Origin of the sequence: Marinobacter sp. (assembly GCF_052091845.1) — a bacterium.
GTDB lineage: Bacteria > Pseudomonadota > Gammaproteobacteria > Pseudomonadales > Oleiphilaceae > Marinobacter.
In genome coordinates this window covers 1-12,861 of the sequence record NZ_JBQDCO010000042.1, presented here as the reverse complement: position 1 = coordinate 12,861, position 12,861 = coordinate 1, and the positions used below count along the sequence as shown (strand labels likewise).

Annotated in this window: 16 protein-coding genes; 5 read left to right on the top strand and 11 right to left on the bottom strand. The window is 54.7% G+C overall.

Translation table 11 applies throughout. The annotated features are described in order from the left end of the window. Positions 1–112: 112 nt before the first annotated feature. The gene (locus ACTHYN_RS12990) at positions 113–1,759 is read left to right on the top strand and encodes an ATP-binding protein (RefSeq protein ID WP_441812854.1); all 1,647 of its coding nucleotides are present in this window, start codon (positions 113–115) and stop codon (positions 1,757–1,759) included. Beyond that, positions 1,738–2,436 (top strand): response regulator, encoded by a 699-nt coding sequence (locus ACTHYN_RS12985; protein ID WP_441812853.1) that lies wholly within the window; start codon positions 1,738–1,740, stop codon positions 2,434–2,436. Before ACTHYN_RS12990 ends, ACTHYN_RS12985 begins: the two co-directional genes overlap by 22 nt. Before the next feature lie 31 nt (positions 2,437–2,467). On the opposite strand, the gene ACTHYN_RS12980 is transcribed toward ACTHYN_RS12985, so the two are convergent. From ACTHYN_RS12980 to ACTHYN_RS12960, 5 genes are all read right to left on the bottom strand, one after another. Continuing rightward, positions 2,468–3,463: an aldo/keto reductase gene (locus ACTHYN_RS12980; RefSeq protein WP_441812852.1), complete on the bottom strand. Its 996-nt coding sequence runs from the start codon at positions 3,461–3,463 to the stop codon at positions 2,468–2,470. Then, positions 3,460–5,526, bottom strand: a complete 2,067-nt coding sequence (locus ACTHYN_RS12975; RefSeq protein WP_441812851.1) for a BCCT family transporter — start codon at positions 5,524–5,526, stop codon at positions 3,460–3,462. Before ACTHYN_RS12975 ends, ACTHYN_RS12980 begins: the two co-directional genes overlap by 4 nt. Positions 5,527–5,738: 212 nt before the next feature. Beyond that, a complete protein-coding gene (tehB, locus tag ACTHYN_RS12970; protein WP_441812850.1) occupies positions 5,739–6,305 on the bottom strand; it encodes a tellurite resistance methyltransferase TehB in 567 nt (188 codons plus the stop codon). A 78-nt stretch (positions 6,306–6,383) separates the two neighbouring features. Next, positions 6,384–7,145, bottom strand: coding sequence for a metallophosphoesterase (locus ACTHYN_RS12965; RefSeq protein ID WP_441812849.1), 762 nt, complete (start codon positions 7,143–7,145; stop codon positions 6,384–6,386). Between the two features lie 98 nt (positions 7,146–7,243). Next, positions 7,244–8,167: a M14 family metallopeptidase gene (locus ACTHYN_RS12960; RefSeq protein WP_441812848.1), complete on the bottom strand. Its 924-nt coding sequence runs from the start codon at positions 8,165–8,167 to the stop codon at positions 7,244–7,246. 252 nt (positions 8,168–8,419) lie between these two features. Between ACTHYN_RS12960 and ACTHYN_RS12955 the strand changes: the two genes are divergently transcribed. Next, the gene (locus tag ACTHYN_RS12955) at positions 8,420–9,355 is read left to right on the top strand and encodes a succinyl-CoA synthetase subunit beta (RefSeq protein ID WP_441812847.1); all 936 of its coding nucleotides are present in this window, start codon (positions 8,420–8,422) and stop codon (positions 9,353–9,355) included. A gap of 128 nt (positions 9,356–9,483) precedes the next feature. Here the strand turns inward: ACTHYN_RS12955 and ACTHYN_RS12950 are convergent, their stop codons facing one another. Both ACTHYN_RS12950 and ACTHYN_RS12945 read right to left on the bottom strand, forming a co-directional pair. Beyond that, entirely contained in the window at positions 9,484–9,927 is a 444-nt protein-coding gene (locus ACTHYN_RS12950) for a CopD family protein (RefSeq protein WP_441812846.1), read from the bottom strand. A gap of 5 nt (positions 9,928–9,932) precedes the next feature. Further along, on the bottom strand, positions 9,933–10,163 hold the full coding sequence (locus tag ACTHYN_RS12945) for a hypothetical protein (protein WP_441812845.1): 231 nt from the start codon (positions 10,161–10,163) through the stop codon (positions 9,933–9,935). Between the two features lie 117 nt (positions 10,164–10,280). Here ACTHYN_RS12945 and tnpB point away from each other — a divergent pair, with 117 nt between their 5' ends. Continuing rightward, positions 10,281–10,589 carry an IS66 family insertion sequence element accessory protein TnpB gene (gene tnpB, locus ACTHYN_RS12940; protein WP_441812844.1) on the top strand — a complete coding sequence of 103 codons (309 nt, stop codon included), beginning with the start codon at positions 10,281–10,283 and terminating at the stop codon, positions 10,587–10,589. A 581-nt stretch (positions 10,590–11,170) separates the two neighbouring features. Here the strand turns inward: tnpB and ACTHYN_RS12935 are convergent. Beyond that, positions 11,171–11,419, bottom strand: coding sequence for a hypothetical protein (locus ACTHYN_RS12935; protein ID WP_441812843.1), 249 nt, complete (start codon positions 11,417–11,419; stop codon positions 11,171–11,173). 399 nt (positions 11,420–11,818) lie between these two features. Here ACTHYN_RS12935 and ACTHYN_RS12930 point away from each other — a divergent pair, with 399 nt between their 5' ends. Next, the gene (locus ACTHYN_RS12930) at positions 11,819–11,992 is read left to right on the top strand and encodes a PEP-CTERM sorting domain-containing protein (protein ID WP_441812870.1); all 174 of its coding nucleotides are present in this window, start codon (positions 11,819–11,821) and stop codon (positions 11,990–11,992) included. Here the strand turns inward: ACTHYN_RS12930 and ACTHYN_RS12925 are convergent. From ACTHYN_RS12925 to ACTHYN_RS12915, 3 genes are read right to left on the bottom strand one after another with little or no spacing between them, the layout of a single operon-like run. Continuing rightward, on the bottom strand, positions 11,961–12,161 hold the full coding sequence (locus ACTHYN_RS12925; protein WP_441812872.1) for a hypothetical protein: 201 nt from the start codon (positions 12,159–12,161) through the stop codon (positions 11,961–11,963). The genes ACTHYN_RS12930 and ACTHYN_RS12925 overlap by 32 nt on opposite strands. 12 nt (positions 12,162–12,173) lie before the next feature. Beyond that, a complete protein-coding gene (locus ACTHYN_RS12920) occupies positions 12,174–12,470 on the bottom strand; it encodes a type II toxin-antitoxin system RelE/ParE family toxin (RefSeq protein ID WP_441812842.1) in 297 nt (98 codons plus the stop codon). After that, entirely contained in the window at positions 12,470–12,724 is a 255-nt protein-coding gene (locus tag ACTHYN_RS12915) for a type II toxin-antitoxin system ParD family antitoxin (RefSeq protein ID WP_441812841.1), read from the bottom strand. The genes ACTHYN_RS12920 and ACTHYN_RS12915 overlap by 1 nt, the downstream gene beginning before the upstream one ends. Positions 12,725–12,861 lie beyond the last annotated feature (137 nt).

Genomic DNA, 12,861 nt, shown 5'->3' with positions numbered 1-12,861 from the left:
TTAAAAAACCTATTACCCATTTTGCGCATAAAGTTCACGGGCAAACCCTGCTTGTGTCATTTACCCTTACCCGACAGCATAGCCAATTCCAACGCACACACGATAAAGCTCTATGGCCGCAAAGCGACGTACCCAACTGAAAACCCGCATGATTCTCACCCTTGGACTGGTGAGCGCCCTGCAAACACTGTTTATCGGCCTGTTCGCCGGTTACTACCTGAGCGAGTCCCTGTACAACGAAATCGGCCAACGCGCCCTGATGGTGGCAAAAACCATTGCCGCCAGCCCGGTGATTATCGAAGGCATTCAGCAGCGTGATATTGAGCAATTAAACGCCCTCACCGAAACCCTGGCCACCACCAACGAAGCCCTGTTTATTGTGATTGGTGACCACAACGCCATTCGCCTGGCCCACCCTTCAACAGAGCGTATAGGCCACTCCATGGCCGATGACGATGGCGATTACGGCCGCCAGGCACTGGTGCACGGTGAAGGTTATATTGCCCGCGCCCTGGGCAACCTGGGGGAATCCATGCGCGGCAAGGCTCCGGTATTCGAGCCCGGCAGTGGCGACATTATTGGCATTGTCTCGGTGGGCTACAGCGTTGGCCAGGTGGAAGCCACCATCCAGCGCTATAGCCTGGTGCTCTACGGCGTGCTCGGGGTGGCGTTGCTGGCCAGCATCCTGGCGGCGGTGGTGATTTCCGGCCGCTTCAAACGCGCCATCTTTGGCCTGGAACCGGAGGAAATTGCCAGTCTGTTCCAGGAGCGCAATGCCACCCTGCAATCCGTGCGCGAAGGTATTATTGCCATCAACCGCGACGGCATCATCACCACGGTTAACCGCGCGGCACTGATTACCCTGGGCCTGGAGGCTGAAAACCCCATAGCAGGCCGACCCATTCTGGAGGTGCTGCCAGAGAGTGACCTGATGTCGGTGTTAGGCACCGGCGTACCGGATTTCGACCGGGAGGTATGGCTGCGCAATCGGCACATGGTGGTCAACCGCCTGCCCATGCGCCAGGGCGACACCATTATTGGCGTGGTGGCCAGCTTCCGCCTGCGCAATGAGCTGGATCAGGTCAGCCAACAACTGACCCGCATTCAGCAGTACGCCGACACCTTGCGCAGCCAGACCCACGAATATTCCAACAAACTGCACACCATTGCCGGGCTGATTCAACTGGGTGCCTATAACGATGCCCTCGGCCTGATAAGCCACGAAGTCAGCAGCCACCAGGCACTGATTCACCTGTTGCTGGAAGCCGTGCCAGACCCCGTGGTGGCTGGTTGCCTGCTAGGCAAACACAACCGTGCCCGGGAAATGGGCCTGCACCTGGATATTGATCCCGGCAGCCAGATGGCCGACCTGCCCGACACCCTGCCCCGGGAACAACTGGTGAGCGCCCTGGGCAACCTGATCGACAATGCCCTGGAAGCCACTCTTCGTCATACCGGTGCAAATGGCCGGGTGCAGCTGTCGATGACTGACCTGGGGCAGGACCTTATCTTTGAAGTGGAAGACCAGGGACCAGGCATTTCCGAGGAGATGCAAACACGGATGTTCGAGAAAGGCGAAACCAGCAAACCCGGCCGCGAGCATGGCTTTGGCCTGCACCTGGCGCGCCAGTTCCTGGATGATTGGGGAGGCTCCATCACCGTGGAAAACCTGAGCAATGCCGACGGTAGCCGTATCACCCTGTACTTACCGAAAACATTCACTCACAGGAGCCAGCCGTGCCCCCCATCCGACTGCTGATTGCCGAAGACGACCGCCAGATTGCCGAAATACAACGCCGCTTTATCGAGCGCCTGGGGCAGGTGGAGCTGTGTGGCATTGCCCACACCCTGGCCGATGCCCGGGAACAGGCCGAGGTGCTGCAGCCCGACCTGATACTGCTGGACGTATTCTTCCCCGACGGCAACGGCCTGGAGTTATTGCGGGAACTGCGCGCCGCCAACAGCAGCACCGACGTGATCCTGATTACCGCCGCCAAAGAAGTGGACACCCTGCGCACGGCCCTGCGCGGGGGCGTGTTCGACTACATACTCAAGCCGCTGGTGTTCGAGCGCCTGGAAGAAGCCATCAACCGCTACTGCAGCCACCTCACTCGGCTATCGGCATTAAAGCATCTGGGCCAGGACGAAGTGGATGCGCTGCTGCCCCGTGCCGGAGGCGACACAACCCACGACAACCAGCACCGGCTACCCAAAGGCATAGACGTGATCACCCTGGACAAAATTCGGGCCTTAATTGCCAACGGCAAACCCTGGAGTGCCGAGGAAGTGGGCAGCGCCATGGGCGCATCCCGCACCACCGCCCGCCGCTACCTGGAATACATGACCGGCACCGGCACCCTGGTGGCGGAAGTCAGCTACGGCAGCATTGGCCGGCCAGAACGGCGTTATCGGATACAGCGGGATGCTCCCCGGTGAGCGGATACTTTTGTTTCACCGTCTGTCCGCTCTAGGCATCCCCCGCAGGCGGTGCCATGAACTCCGGCCCAATCGGGTCTTTGATACAGCGGTTCAGAATACTATCAATCGTTTTCAGCGCCTCATCATCCAGAGACCAGCCTTCAATGTCACTGACCGGATTCAACTGATCCGGACGCCGCGCGCCCCATAGTGCGGTGGTTACGCCGGGCTGATCAATCAGCCAGCGCAAAGCCAGCGCCAGTACATTCTTCTGATAGCGTTCGCGGGCAAACTGGTCCAGTTCTGCAACCGCATTTAGGTACTGCTTGAAGCGATCCCCCTGGAACTTCGGGTCATTGTTGCGCAAGTCATCGCCTTCAAACCCGGTTTCCTGATGCATCTTGCCAGACAACAACCCCCGGCACAGGCCGCCATAGGTAATGGTTGCGATGCCCTGCTCCCGGCAATAAGGCAGCACATCCTGTTCAATTTCCCGCTCAAACAGATTGTAAGGCGGCTGAATGCTATGCAAAGGCACGCTCTTGCGAAACTCATCCATTTGCTCTGGCGAGAAGTTGCTAACACCAATTGCACGGATTTTCCCGGCTTTGAGCAAATTTTCCATGGCGCGGGCGGTTTCGGCCATTGGCGTTGTCGGGTCGGGCCAGTGAATCTGATAGATGTCGATTCGGTCTGTCTGCAAACGGCGCAGGGAATCTTCCACCTCGCGCTCAATTCGGGCGGGCGAGGCATCACGCCATATCTTGTCGTGGTTCTCAGACCAGTTCATGGCAACCTTGGTTGCCAGAGCCACCTGATCGCGCCGGCCACCCGCCAACGCTTTGCCCACGATTTCCTCGGAGCGACCAAAACCATACACGGGTGCGGTATCAATCAGCCCGATGCCCTTATCAATAGCGGCATGAATGGTGTCAATGGATTGGGCTTCATCTGTGCCGCCCCACATCCAGCCACCTATCGCCCAGGTGCCAAGCCCCACCGGGGTTACCTGAATGTCGGTCTTGCCAAAGCTTTCGGTTTTCATGGTACCTCCTGCTTTTGCGGGTCTGTATTTTCTCGCGCATCACTCAACATTTCGTCGTGCTCGGCCATATCCCAGGGCAGCTTGCCAGGTGAAATATCGAGGAAGTGCAGATATTTCTCAAACTGATCCAGAATATCCTTGATAACATCGTTCTCTTCGTAACCGAAAATATCATAGGCCTGACCACCACGCCGCATAAATACTTCGGCGCGGAAATACGACTGCGACGTTTCCCCCTCCTGCGTTGAATCAACATTATAAAACTCGGGCGCTTCACGCTCCGTCAGGCGAATGTCGTAGGAAAACTCCGCGTGATCTTCCCAGTTCACCCGCAGGTGGGCCCGGCCAATGTCGGGATCAAACTCTACCGAGGCATCCCAGCCCCGTTGTCGCAGCTCGGCTTCTACTTTACGCATGCCGCTCAGTACGGTTTGCTCGATAAACCGCCCGACTGTCTCCCGGTCGGGAAAATCCACAATGGCCGCCAGCCGTTTTTTCCACTGGGCGGTATCCAGCTGCGGTGCGTTCATGGCGAAGCCCTGCAAGCTGCTCTCACGATGGCCTTCAATGGTCAGCGCGCGCCACAATCCCACAGCCGCCACCAGCATAATGATGGCAAACGGCAAGGCACTGGTGACTGTCATCGCCTGAAGCGCCTTGAGACCGCCCCCAAACAATAACGCCGAAGCCAGCACCCCTTCCAGCACGGCCCAGAACACCCGCTGCCACACTGGCGTATCCACCACGCCACCGGAGGCCAGTGCATCAATCACCAACGAGCCGGAGTCTGAGGAGGTCACAAAAAAGGTGATGATCAGCAGTACCGTCAGCACGGAAATCAGGAACGCGCCCGGCAGTTCATCCAGCAACTTGAACAGAGCAACCGCCTGATCATTCTGCACATCACCGATCAGCGTGGTCAGCCCCTCATTCATAATCAGGTTCAGGGCGGTATCGCCAAAAACAGAAAACCACAAAAAGGTAAACACCGAGGGCACCAGCATAACGCCAAAAACAAACTGGCGGATGGTGCGACCCCGGCTGATTTTGGCGATAAACATGCCGACAAACGGCGCCCAGGCGATGGTCCAGCCGAAAATGAACAGCGTCCAGTTGCCAATCCAGTCACTGCGGGTATAGGCCTGTAAATTGAAGGTGCGGGCTACAATGCCATTGAGGTAGCTGCCGGTGTTCTGCAAAAAGCTTTCGAGAATGTGAACACTTGGCCCCACCATGAAGACAAACGCCATAAGGCCAATGGCCAGCACCATATTCAGCATCGATAACCGCTTCACGCCCTTATCCATACCGGCAACAACCGACACGGTTGCGGCCGCGGTGATCAGCGCAATGGCGATGATCTGTACGGAAATATCCACTGGCACCTGCGGCCATAAATAATTGATGCCGGCATTAATCTGCACCACCGACAACCCGAGCGTGGTGGCAATACCAAACAACGTACCCAGGATGGCAAACACATCCACCGCGTGGCCGATGGGGCCGTAAATGCGGTCGCCAATAAGCGGATACAACGCCGACCGGATTGATAACGGCAGGCCATGGCGGAAGGAAAAATACGCCAGCACCAGCCCCACCAAGCCGTAAATGCCCCAGATATGGAAACCCCAGTGAAAAAACGCAATCTGCATGGCCTGCTTTGCCGCACCAACGGTCTCTGCGGCCCCTGCAGGCGGTGAGGCAAAATGCAGAATCGGCTCGGCCACACCGAAAAACAGTAACGCTATGCCATAGCCGGCCGAAAACAGCATGGCAAACCACTCAACAAAACTGTACTGAGGTTCTGCATGGTCCGGGCCCAGCTTGATGTTGCCCCAACTGGAGGCGCCCACAGCCACCATAAACACCAGAAAAATCGCAACCGCGAGCATGTAGAACCAGCCAAACGTTTGGGTTATCCACTCAAGCGTGCTGTTAAACAACTGGCCCGCAAGCTCCGGGCTGGCAATGGCTCCGGTAACCAGAAGCAGCGTTACCACCACCGCTGGTATAAAAACCGGTACCAGTATCGTCGATTCCCTGATCGCTTTTGATTTCATCATGAAAAGGCACCCTAGCTCTAAAAATATTTAATTATTTCTTACAGTTATACGTATACGGGCGGGGGTCCGGCAAGTATTGCCAAATTAAAAAGAAATTAGATTAATTTTCAGAAATCTTTGATGGGGAGGCGCCGAAGCGAACAGTTCGGCGCCCGGAGGGGGTATAGGGTGTGTCGGCCGCAGCGGGAGCAACAGCCCTGGTGATGGCTTAATCAGGCAGGTTTGCGCGCCAGCAAGGTGGCGAACTGCAATTGCGCGCCGTTGTGCATGGTGCCCACATCTTCATTGTATTTCACCAGTTCCCAGCCTTTGTAGTTATCACGCAACTGCCCTTCTTCCAGCGTAAAGGGAAACGGCATGGGGCAAGGGTGCGCCGGTGTATTCATCGCACACACAATCAGGTTGTATCCGCCAGGCTGCGTATGCGCCTGCATATCGGCAAGCACCGCCTCCACCCGGGCCGGGTCGAGGAACATCAGGGTGACGGTGCAGGCAATGAAACCGTAATCGGCATTCAGCTCAGCCTTGTTAATGTCGTACACCTGCGGCTCAACATTGTTGATGCCCTCTTCGCTGACAATTTTCTGCAGCATATTGATAGCGCCGGGGTTGTTGTCCACGGCGGTTACCTCAAAGCCAAGCTGGCTCAGGTAGAGGGCATTGCGGCCATTGGAGCAGCCCATATCCAGAGCCTTCCCGGGCTCAATAATCTTGCAGGCTTCCACTACTTCGCTGTGGGCAGGGTTCAGGCCGTGCCGGCTATTCAGGTCTGTTGTCATCGTATTCACCTAACTTTTCAAATGAGGCATTCATTATACTTGTTTATGGGCGTACTTAAATGATTAAAGTTAATCAGCTCACACCTCGATGACACTGTCTGCAACAAACAGCGGCGGCTCATATTCATTCGGATAAGCGCCCGGGTTAGCGAATACCCGGGTACCAGCAACCTGCAGATCCACCGGCTCGTGAACATGGCCGTGCACCCACAAATCCATTTTGCCCATCAGTACCCGTAAGTTTGAGGCAAAAGCCGGCGATAGCACATCGCCCTGATATTTTGGCGGAATACACTCTGGCAACGGTGCATGATGGCTGATCACTACCCGTGGTCCCGGGCTGGGTTCGCTTAATGCTGCCTCAAGCCAGGCCCTGGCTTCTGCGTGCAAACGCCGGCTTTCTGTGGTGGTGAACACCTCGCCGACTGGCTGCTGGATAATGCGAAAATCCGGCATAAATGCGAGGGCGCGCCTCTCCGTTTCCCGAGGGTCATAATCAGGCTGGCCCGTATACAGCTCAAAATCTGTCCATAGCGTGGTGCCATGAAAACGCACCCCGCCAATATCCACGGACTCGTTATCAAGCAGGTGAATACCCAGGCGCCCGGCTTCAGCCTGCAACGCTTCACGGTTAACGGGCATGTTTGTTCCGTAGAATTCATGGTTGCCCGGCACATAGATTACCTCCTGCCCGGCAAACCGCTCCGCCGCCCAGGCCAGTCCTTCCGTGGTGCGGTGAATGTCACCGGCCAGGATAACCACATCCGCGTCTGCGTTCGGCAGTTCGCGGCCCTCCTTGAAACATTCAATGTGTAAATCTGACAGTATTCGCAAGCGCACAATCACACCTCCCCCGAAAACAAAATTGAAACAACGGCCAGCCAATACAGACCGTCTCGAACAAGCCTTGGCTGAAATCTCAACCTGAGTGTCCTGCTCTACGGCTGTGCCAACGCGTAGTCAATTCCGGCACACACTGCCGCAACCTGTGCGGCATTGCATTGTTCAGGCGTGGCACGGGGGCTGTCCGGGTAAACCTCCGTAGTGGTCCTATAAGGCGCACTGGTCATGCCGGCGCACAGGCCCAGCTGTTTGAGCGGGTACTGAATAATGCCCGGGGCGACCATGGGCGAACCAAGGATTTTGCCATTGTCGTCAGCCGGTGCGATATGCGTGACCTTCTCCACCGCTTCGATTACCGCCTGCTGAAATCCGGAATGGGGGGTCTCGCTGTCATCAACCAGATAAAAGCCATCGGGAATCTCACCCGGCTCGAACGGCTCGCCGTCGCGGGCGGACAGCGCCGGCCGAAACTCGCTTTCATCGGTATCGGTGGTCTCATGCAGATCCATGTGCATCAACACACGATCACCAAGGGGCGCTACCAGGCGCATCAGTGCAGCAGACTCTTCAGCCGGGCTGTTCTCGCGGAACGAGCGGTTCGGGTCGACTGTATGAGGATTCCAGCGGTGGATACGCTCATAAGCCCAGGGGCTGACACAGGGTGCCACCAGCAAATTGACCCGGCCCGCGTAGTTCTCCGCCTGTTGCTCAACAAACTGCAATGCGCCATGCACGCCACTGGTTTCATAGCCATGAACCCCGCCCGTGATTAGCATCACCGGCAAATCCTCACGCCACTGACGGCTGCGAATGGCCATTAGCGGGTAACTCCCGGGGCCGTATTCCAAGAGGCCATACTGCTCCACATCGAAGTGCTGGCGCAGGCGTTCGACAATACTCAGCACCTCGGACTCGTAGCTGCGTTGATGCGATTGCTGCAACAGCCACTCGGCGCGTTCTGCATCGCCCCACGGAGTGCCGGGTGTGCCGATTGGGTAGGATGCGGACGCTGTGCTCATAGTGCTTTCTCCGGTGATAGCAAAAATGGGACGGTATTGTAACACTCACAGCCAGGCTCACCGGATTCAGTGTTTTAACCTCGAAAACCATTTACAGTTCGCGCCTGGCCATTCCACCCCCCGGCAACCAGGAATTCTTACCATAGCTGATCCATAAACGAATTATCCCCTATTGATCTGATTTCAAGAGCTCGTATTGTAGCTCTACCACAGGCTGTGCCTGCTTATAACCCAGCCTTACAGGAGCTTGTATTGGCTTTTAAAAACGACTCAGCGCATTGGGGCGCTAAAATCATCCAGGCGAGCCTGACTCTTGCGCTGTTCCCTTTATTTTTCATCGGGGGTCCGGACTGGGCTACCGGCCTGTTTTATGAAGCCGTGTGGAACCTGGGGCACATCCTGTTCTTCTTTCTGATAACACTGTTGCTTCAGCCGCAGCGCAAATTCGGTGGCTGGAAATTGGTCACGGTCACCACTGTGGTGGTACTTGTTTCGGGTGGGCTGATTGAACTGGTTCAGGGCAGGATAGGCCGCGAGGTTGACTGGCACGATATGCTGCGCAATTTAGTAGGTGCCTGGCTGGCGCTGGCGTGCCTCTTATGGTCAGAAAAAAAATCACTTGCCGTATGGCTGGCCCATATTGGCGTGCTCACATTGTTGCTATGGGAGCTTTGGTTTGTGGCCGCCATCGGCTACCAACAGTGGCGGATAACCCAACAGATGCCGCAACTCTATGATTTTGACACTGCCAATGCTCAGAGGTTCTGGGGCGGCGACGTACAACGCTCTACACGCTTTGCCGATACGGTCGGCGCTCAGTTCAGCCTGGAAATGAACCTCTCAACCAAAAAGTACTCCGGGGCATCGCTGAACAATTTGGCAAGTGACTGGAGCAACCACCAGAACCTGGCACTGACCTTGTTTAACCCCGAGCAAACACCCCTGACCGTGGCATTACGCATCAACGACCGCCCCCATGAGCTGGGTGGCAATGCGCATGAAGACCGCTTCAACACCCGGCTTGTCATTGCTCCCGGAATGAATCGCTTCACCGTAAGCTTGGATAGCGTTCAGCAAGCACCCGCAACACGCCGGATAGACATGACCGATATCCGCCGGCTCATTATCTTCACGTCAAATCAAGCAACCCCGACCACCGTTTACCTGCTTGAGTTGAGTCTTTATTAACGGCGCTCACAACCATCCGGATAAAATACGGCCCTGCTCTGTGGTACATCTGCATGTTAACGTGAGCCTGGCATGTACCGGGGGCTTGCCAGTGACTGCTAGCGGTCTGGCCCTTCACCCCGCGCCCTTCAGTATAACCACCCAGTCCGAAATGAAACGCCAACCACAACAAACAGTATTGAGAAAAATGTTACGGGTATAACATGCCAAGCCATAACTTTGAGGTTGTTCTCTGACAAAACGGGAACTACCCGAAATCTGGCGTCTATGGCAAAACAGATTGTTAGCAAAAGAAGTAAGAGCTTGGCCACAATTGCGTGAGACACGGGATTGCTCATATTAAACCACTCACTTACATTCGGCTCCAGTCTGTGAGCCAACATTAGCCCCGTCACTATTTGAACTATCAGAGCTGGCATGCCGATTTTTTCATAAACGGATTCGAAAGCTAGCAATTGCTCCGGTGAGCTTTCTCTAAGCACCTTTGGCAAGACAACGACAGACAGCACGATATGCCCTCCTGTCCATATCGTGGCAGCAAGAATATGAAGTAGTAATAATGTTCCGTACATACCTTTTACCTTGAGATGCTAACGCCGGTGCCACGCCTGGTTACATTACTATCGTTGACCTTCAAGGCCATGCCATACCCGGAGAATAATGATGGCACTGGCATGAAGTGAATATCGAACGACGTATTTGCCGAAAACCATATCTCGAACAGAGTCTGGCACCGGTGCAGCCTGCCGGCGATTGCTTCCAGGTGCTGCTCAACTTCGGCTTGGAGGCGAACTGTGGTGATACTCATAGCTATACCCTCGAATTTGGCGACTACAACGTATTGCATCATAGTCGATGAGGGCGCGGCAAAAATTTAACGCCTGCAGCATGCGCGCCCTTTGAATGGAGCCGAAGGCGCAGTGTAATGGGCGTCGCAGTGCCTGCACTAGTTAAAAAGCAGTTTCAGCTGTTGGGCTTTGCAGACCTGATGACTTGGCGAAAACGGCTGATGGTGCGTCCGGAATTTTCGATGTCGGTGCACCTTTGCCGGGAGCCGGTCGACATGCGCAAATCCATTGACGGGTTGTCGCTATTGGTTCAAGAAGCGATGGCGCTGAATCCGTTCGACGAGGAGGCCTTTGTGTTCAGCAATCGCCAAAGCGACAAGGTAAAGGTGCTGGCTTGGGAACGGAATGGCTTTGTGCTCTGGTACAAGCGTCTGGAGCGAGAGTGATTCAAGTGGCCAGACACGACTGGTGACGGTGTGATGAACCCGGACATAACGCTCAATGTCCTGGCCTCACGACCCTCTTAATTGCCTTCTCGTCGAGAACCTGGTTTGAAAAGTTTAAACCAGGCGATCAGCCCCGCAATAGACGCCAAACCCAGAAAAATGAAGAATTCCCCAACGGTAAAGTCGCCAACTTTGTACATCAGCCCCACGAAAACCAAAATAAATGTTCCAATCGTGCCAACAATCCTTAAATGCATCTTCTAATCCCCAAGATTTGTGGGCTCGCGCCACAATTCAAACGCTTTCGCCGGGGAACCAGTTCTGCCCCCCCCCAGTCGTCATATATTATGGTAGGTAACTTTCCAAGTCTCTGATTGGGCGCTACACCGTGGACGAATTTTTCGCCACGATGCCAAGCACTTTCAGGCAGCGGAGCTGGGGCCAAGGTCTCACACCGGTAATCACCCTTGCCGACCAGGAATCCCACCGAAATATACGCAAAGTCTGCTCTCATTGCTGATAAACCTTGAAACGTCAACATTCCTTACAACTCTTGGGATGAGCTATCTTGCGCAATCTACTTAAACGACTGAAAAACCTTCCATAGCTTGGCCGAGGCTTGAATGCTGCATATTCGGTTGGTGGTAGTCGCGGACAAATGCTGACATCAGCTTGGGAAAGAAGCCGTTCACATTATTTAAACTGGCTCTACTGTCAATGTTTTTCGCGTTGCCGTTAGTGGTGCAGGCCGTACCGATTACTGTACCTGGTACATCGAACCCGTGGCTGTCCGGCATGGCTCCGGGATCTACAGCATCCCGTGGAGACATTGCTCCGGATCATTCCCCTGTGGAAGTTATGGGGCTCGATCTGCTTTCAGCTAATTCCTTATTCTTCACCAATGCCAGGGGTGGTGTAAGCCACACCGGTTCTTCTGTAGGTGCACCTATTGACGGAGCCGGTCTCCTTAGCCATTACTCTGGCGCAGAGAATGGCATTTCGAACCTTAGGGCTCCTATAAATTCGTTGATTGGCGTTTTTTAACCGAAGATCAACCGGATTTATCAGAGGCACCGGATGGGCTGGATTTTGGAACAATTGGACTTGATTTCACAACCCTGTCTCCGTTGCTGAGCCAGGTTTTTTTTATCGGCGATGGCCTGACCGCGACGGGAACAACCCAGCAGTTTAATATTCCTGATGATACGACTCGTTTGTTTCTAGGCACAATGGATGGGTTCGGTTGGTACAATAACTCAGGAGCGATAACAATTGACGTCAGCACTCTTGGCAGTCCACCGTCCCCCCCTGTCAGTGTGCCCGAACCCGCAACGCCTTTTCTGATGGCGCTTGGTATTGTAGCGCTCTGTGTCAGGCGTTATCTAGAAATCCGACACTGCTAGGAAAAGCGCAACGGAATGCATGTTTGGGGTGAAACACCGACAGATCCAGCTTGTGTGCAATCAGGTAATGAACGGCGTATTCAAAGGTGCCGGGCTGGAGCTGTTCCTGATAGTTGATGACGACCATCGCATCCTGGTCGTAGTTGTAGTGCTTGAAGCGGGGTCCCAAACATAGCTACCCTTATTCCAGAAGCCTTTCAGGTGCATCCATGTCCTCGTGCAGCACACGAACAACGACCACCTCCGGTTCAAGCACCTGATAAAAAACCGCGTGGTGCTCGACCTGTAATCTGCGATACCCAGGAAAAACATGGGTATAATCTGCGCCAAGTGATGGATGGTTGATCAACTGTTTCATTCCTTCGTCCAATTGATCCAAGTATTTATCCGCCTGATCAACCCCCCATTCTTCGTAGGTGTATACCCAAATTCCGATGAGGTCTGATTCCGCCTTTGGCGTAACACTCAGCTTAAACACTAGTTGGCCGCCTTCATTCGCTTGCGGCCCGTCGCTTTAATAGCTGCCATATCGAGCGGCTTAGGTTTCCCACTTGACTCACCCTCAGCGAGTGCTTGCCTCAGCGTGGCAAGACGTTCTTTGGCCTGCTGGTCCCTCCGGATGAGATCGCGGATATACTCACTGTCATTACCAAAGTGACCGCTTTCGATCTGACCTTTTACCCAGTCGTCTTGCTGTTCAGTCAGCGTGATGGTTTTCCGATGCATGCTCATAGCTAATGCTCCTAACGCAGAAGAAGTATGACAATATCATACCACCCCTTGGGCCGAATCAACGCTCCACTTCTTGTTGCCCAACGCTTGCAGCATGCGCGCCTACAAAATGAAGCCGAAGGCGCAATGTAGTAGGC

What these genes read in the sequence shown, in the direction of transcription:
- ACTHYN_RS12945 (WP_441812845.1), bottom strand. Translation starts at nt 10,163, where the DNA reads ATGAGTATCACCACAGTTCGCCTCCAAGCCGAAGTTGAGCAGCACCTG.
- ACTHYN_RS12930 (WP_441812870.1), top strand. Translation starts at nt 11,819, where the DNA reads ATGGATGGGTTCGGTTGGTACAATAACTCAGGAGCGATAACAATTGAC.
- tehB (WP_441812850.1), bottom strand. Translation starts at nt 6,305, where the DNA reads ATGACAACAGACCTGAATAGCCGGCACGGCCTGAACCCTGCCCACAGC.
- ACTHYN_RS12960 (WP_441812848.1), bottom strand. Translation starts at nt 8,167, where the DNA reads ATGAGCACAGCGTCCGCATCCTACCCAATCGGCACACCCGGCACTCCG.
- ACTHYN_RS12915 (WP_441812841.1), bottom strand. Translation starts at nt 12,724, where the DNA reads ATGAGCATGCATCGGAAAACCATCACGCTGACTGAACAGCAAGACGAC.
- ACTHYN_RS12935 (WP_441812843.1), bottom strand. Translation starts at nt 11,419, where the DNA reads ATGTCTCCACGGGATGCTGTAGATCCCGGAGCCATGCCGGACAGCCAC.
- ACTHYN_RS12980 (WP_441812852.1), bottom strand. Translation starts at nt 3,463, where the DNA reads ATGAAAACCGAAAGCTTTGGCAAGACCGACATTCAGGTAACCCCGGTG.
- ACTHYN_RS12950 (WP_441812846.1), bottom strand. Translation starts at nt 9,927, where the DNA reads ATGTACGGAACATTATTACTACTTCATATTCTTGCTGCCACGATATGG.
- ACTHYN_RS12975 (WP_441812851.1), bottom strand. Translation starts at nt 5,526, where the DNA reads ATGATGAAATCAAAAGCGATCAGGGAATCGACGATACTGGTACCGGTT.
- tnpB (WP_441812844.1), top strand. Translation starts at nt 10,281, where the DNA reads ATGGGCGTCGCAGTGCCTGCACTAGTTAAAAAGCAGTTTCAGCTGTTG.
- ACTHYN_RS12990 (WP_441812854.1), top strand. Translation starts at nt 113, where the DNA reads ATGGCCGCAAAGCGACGTACCCAACTGAAAACCCGCATGATTCTCACC.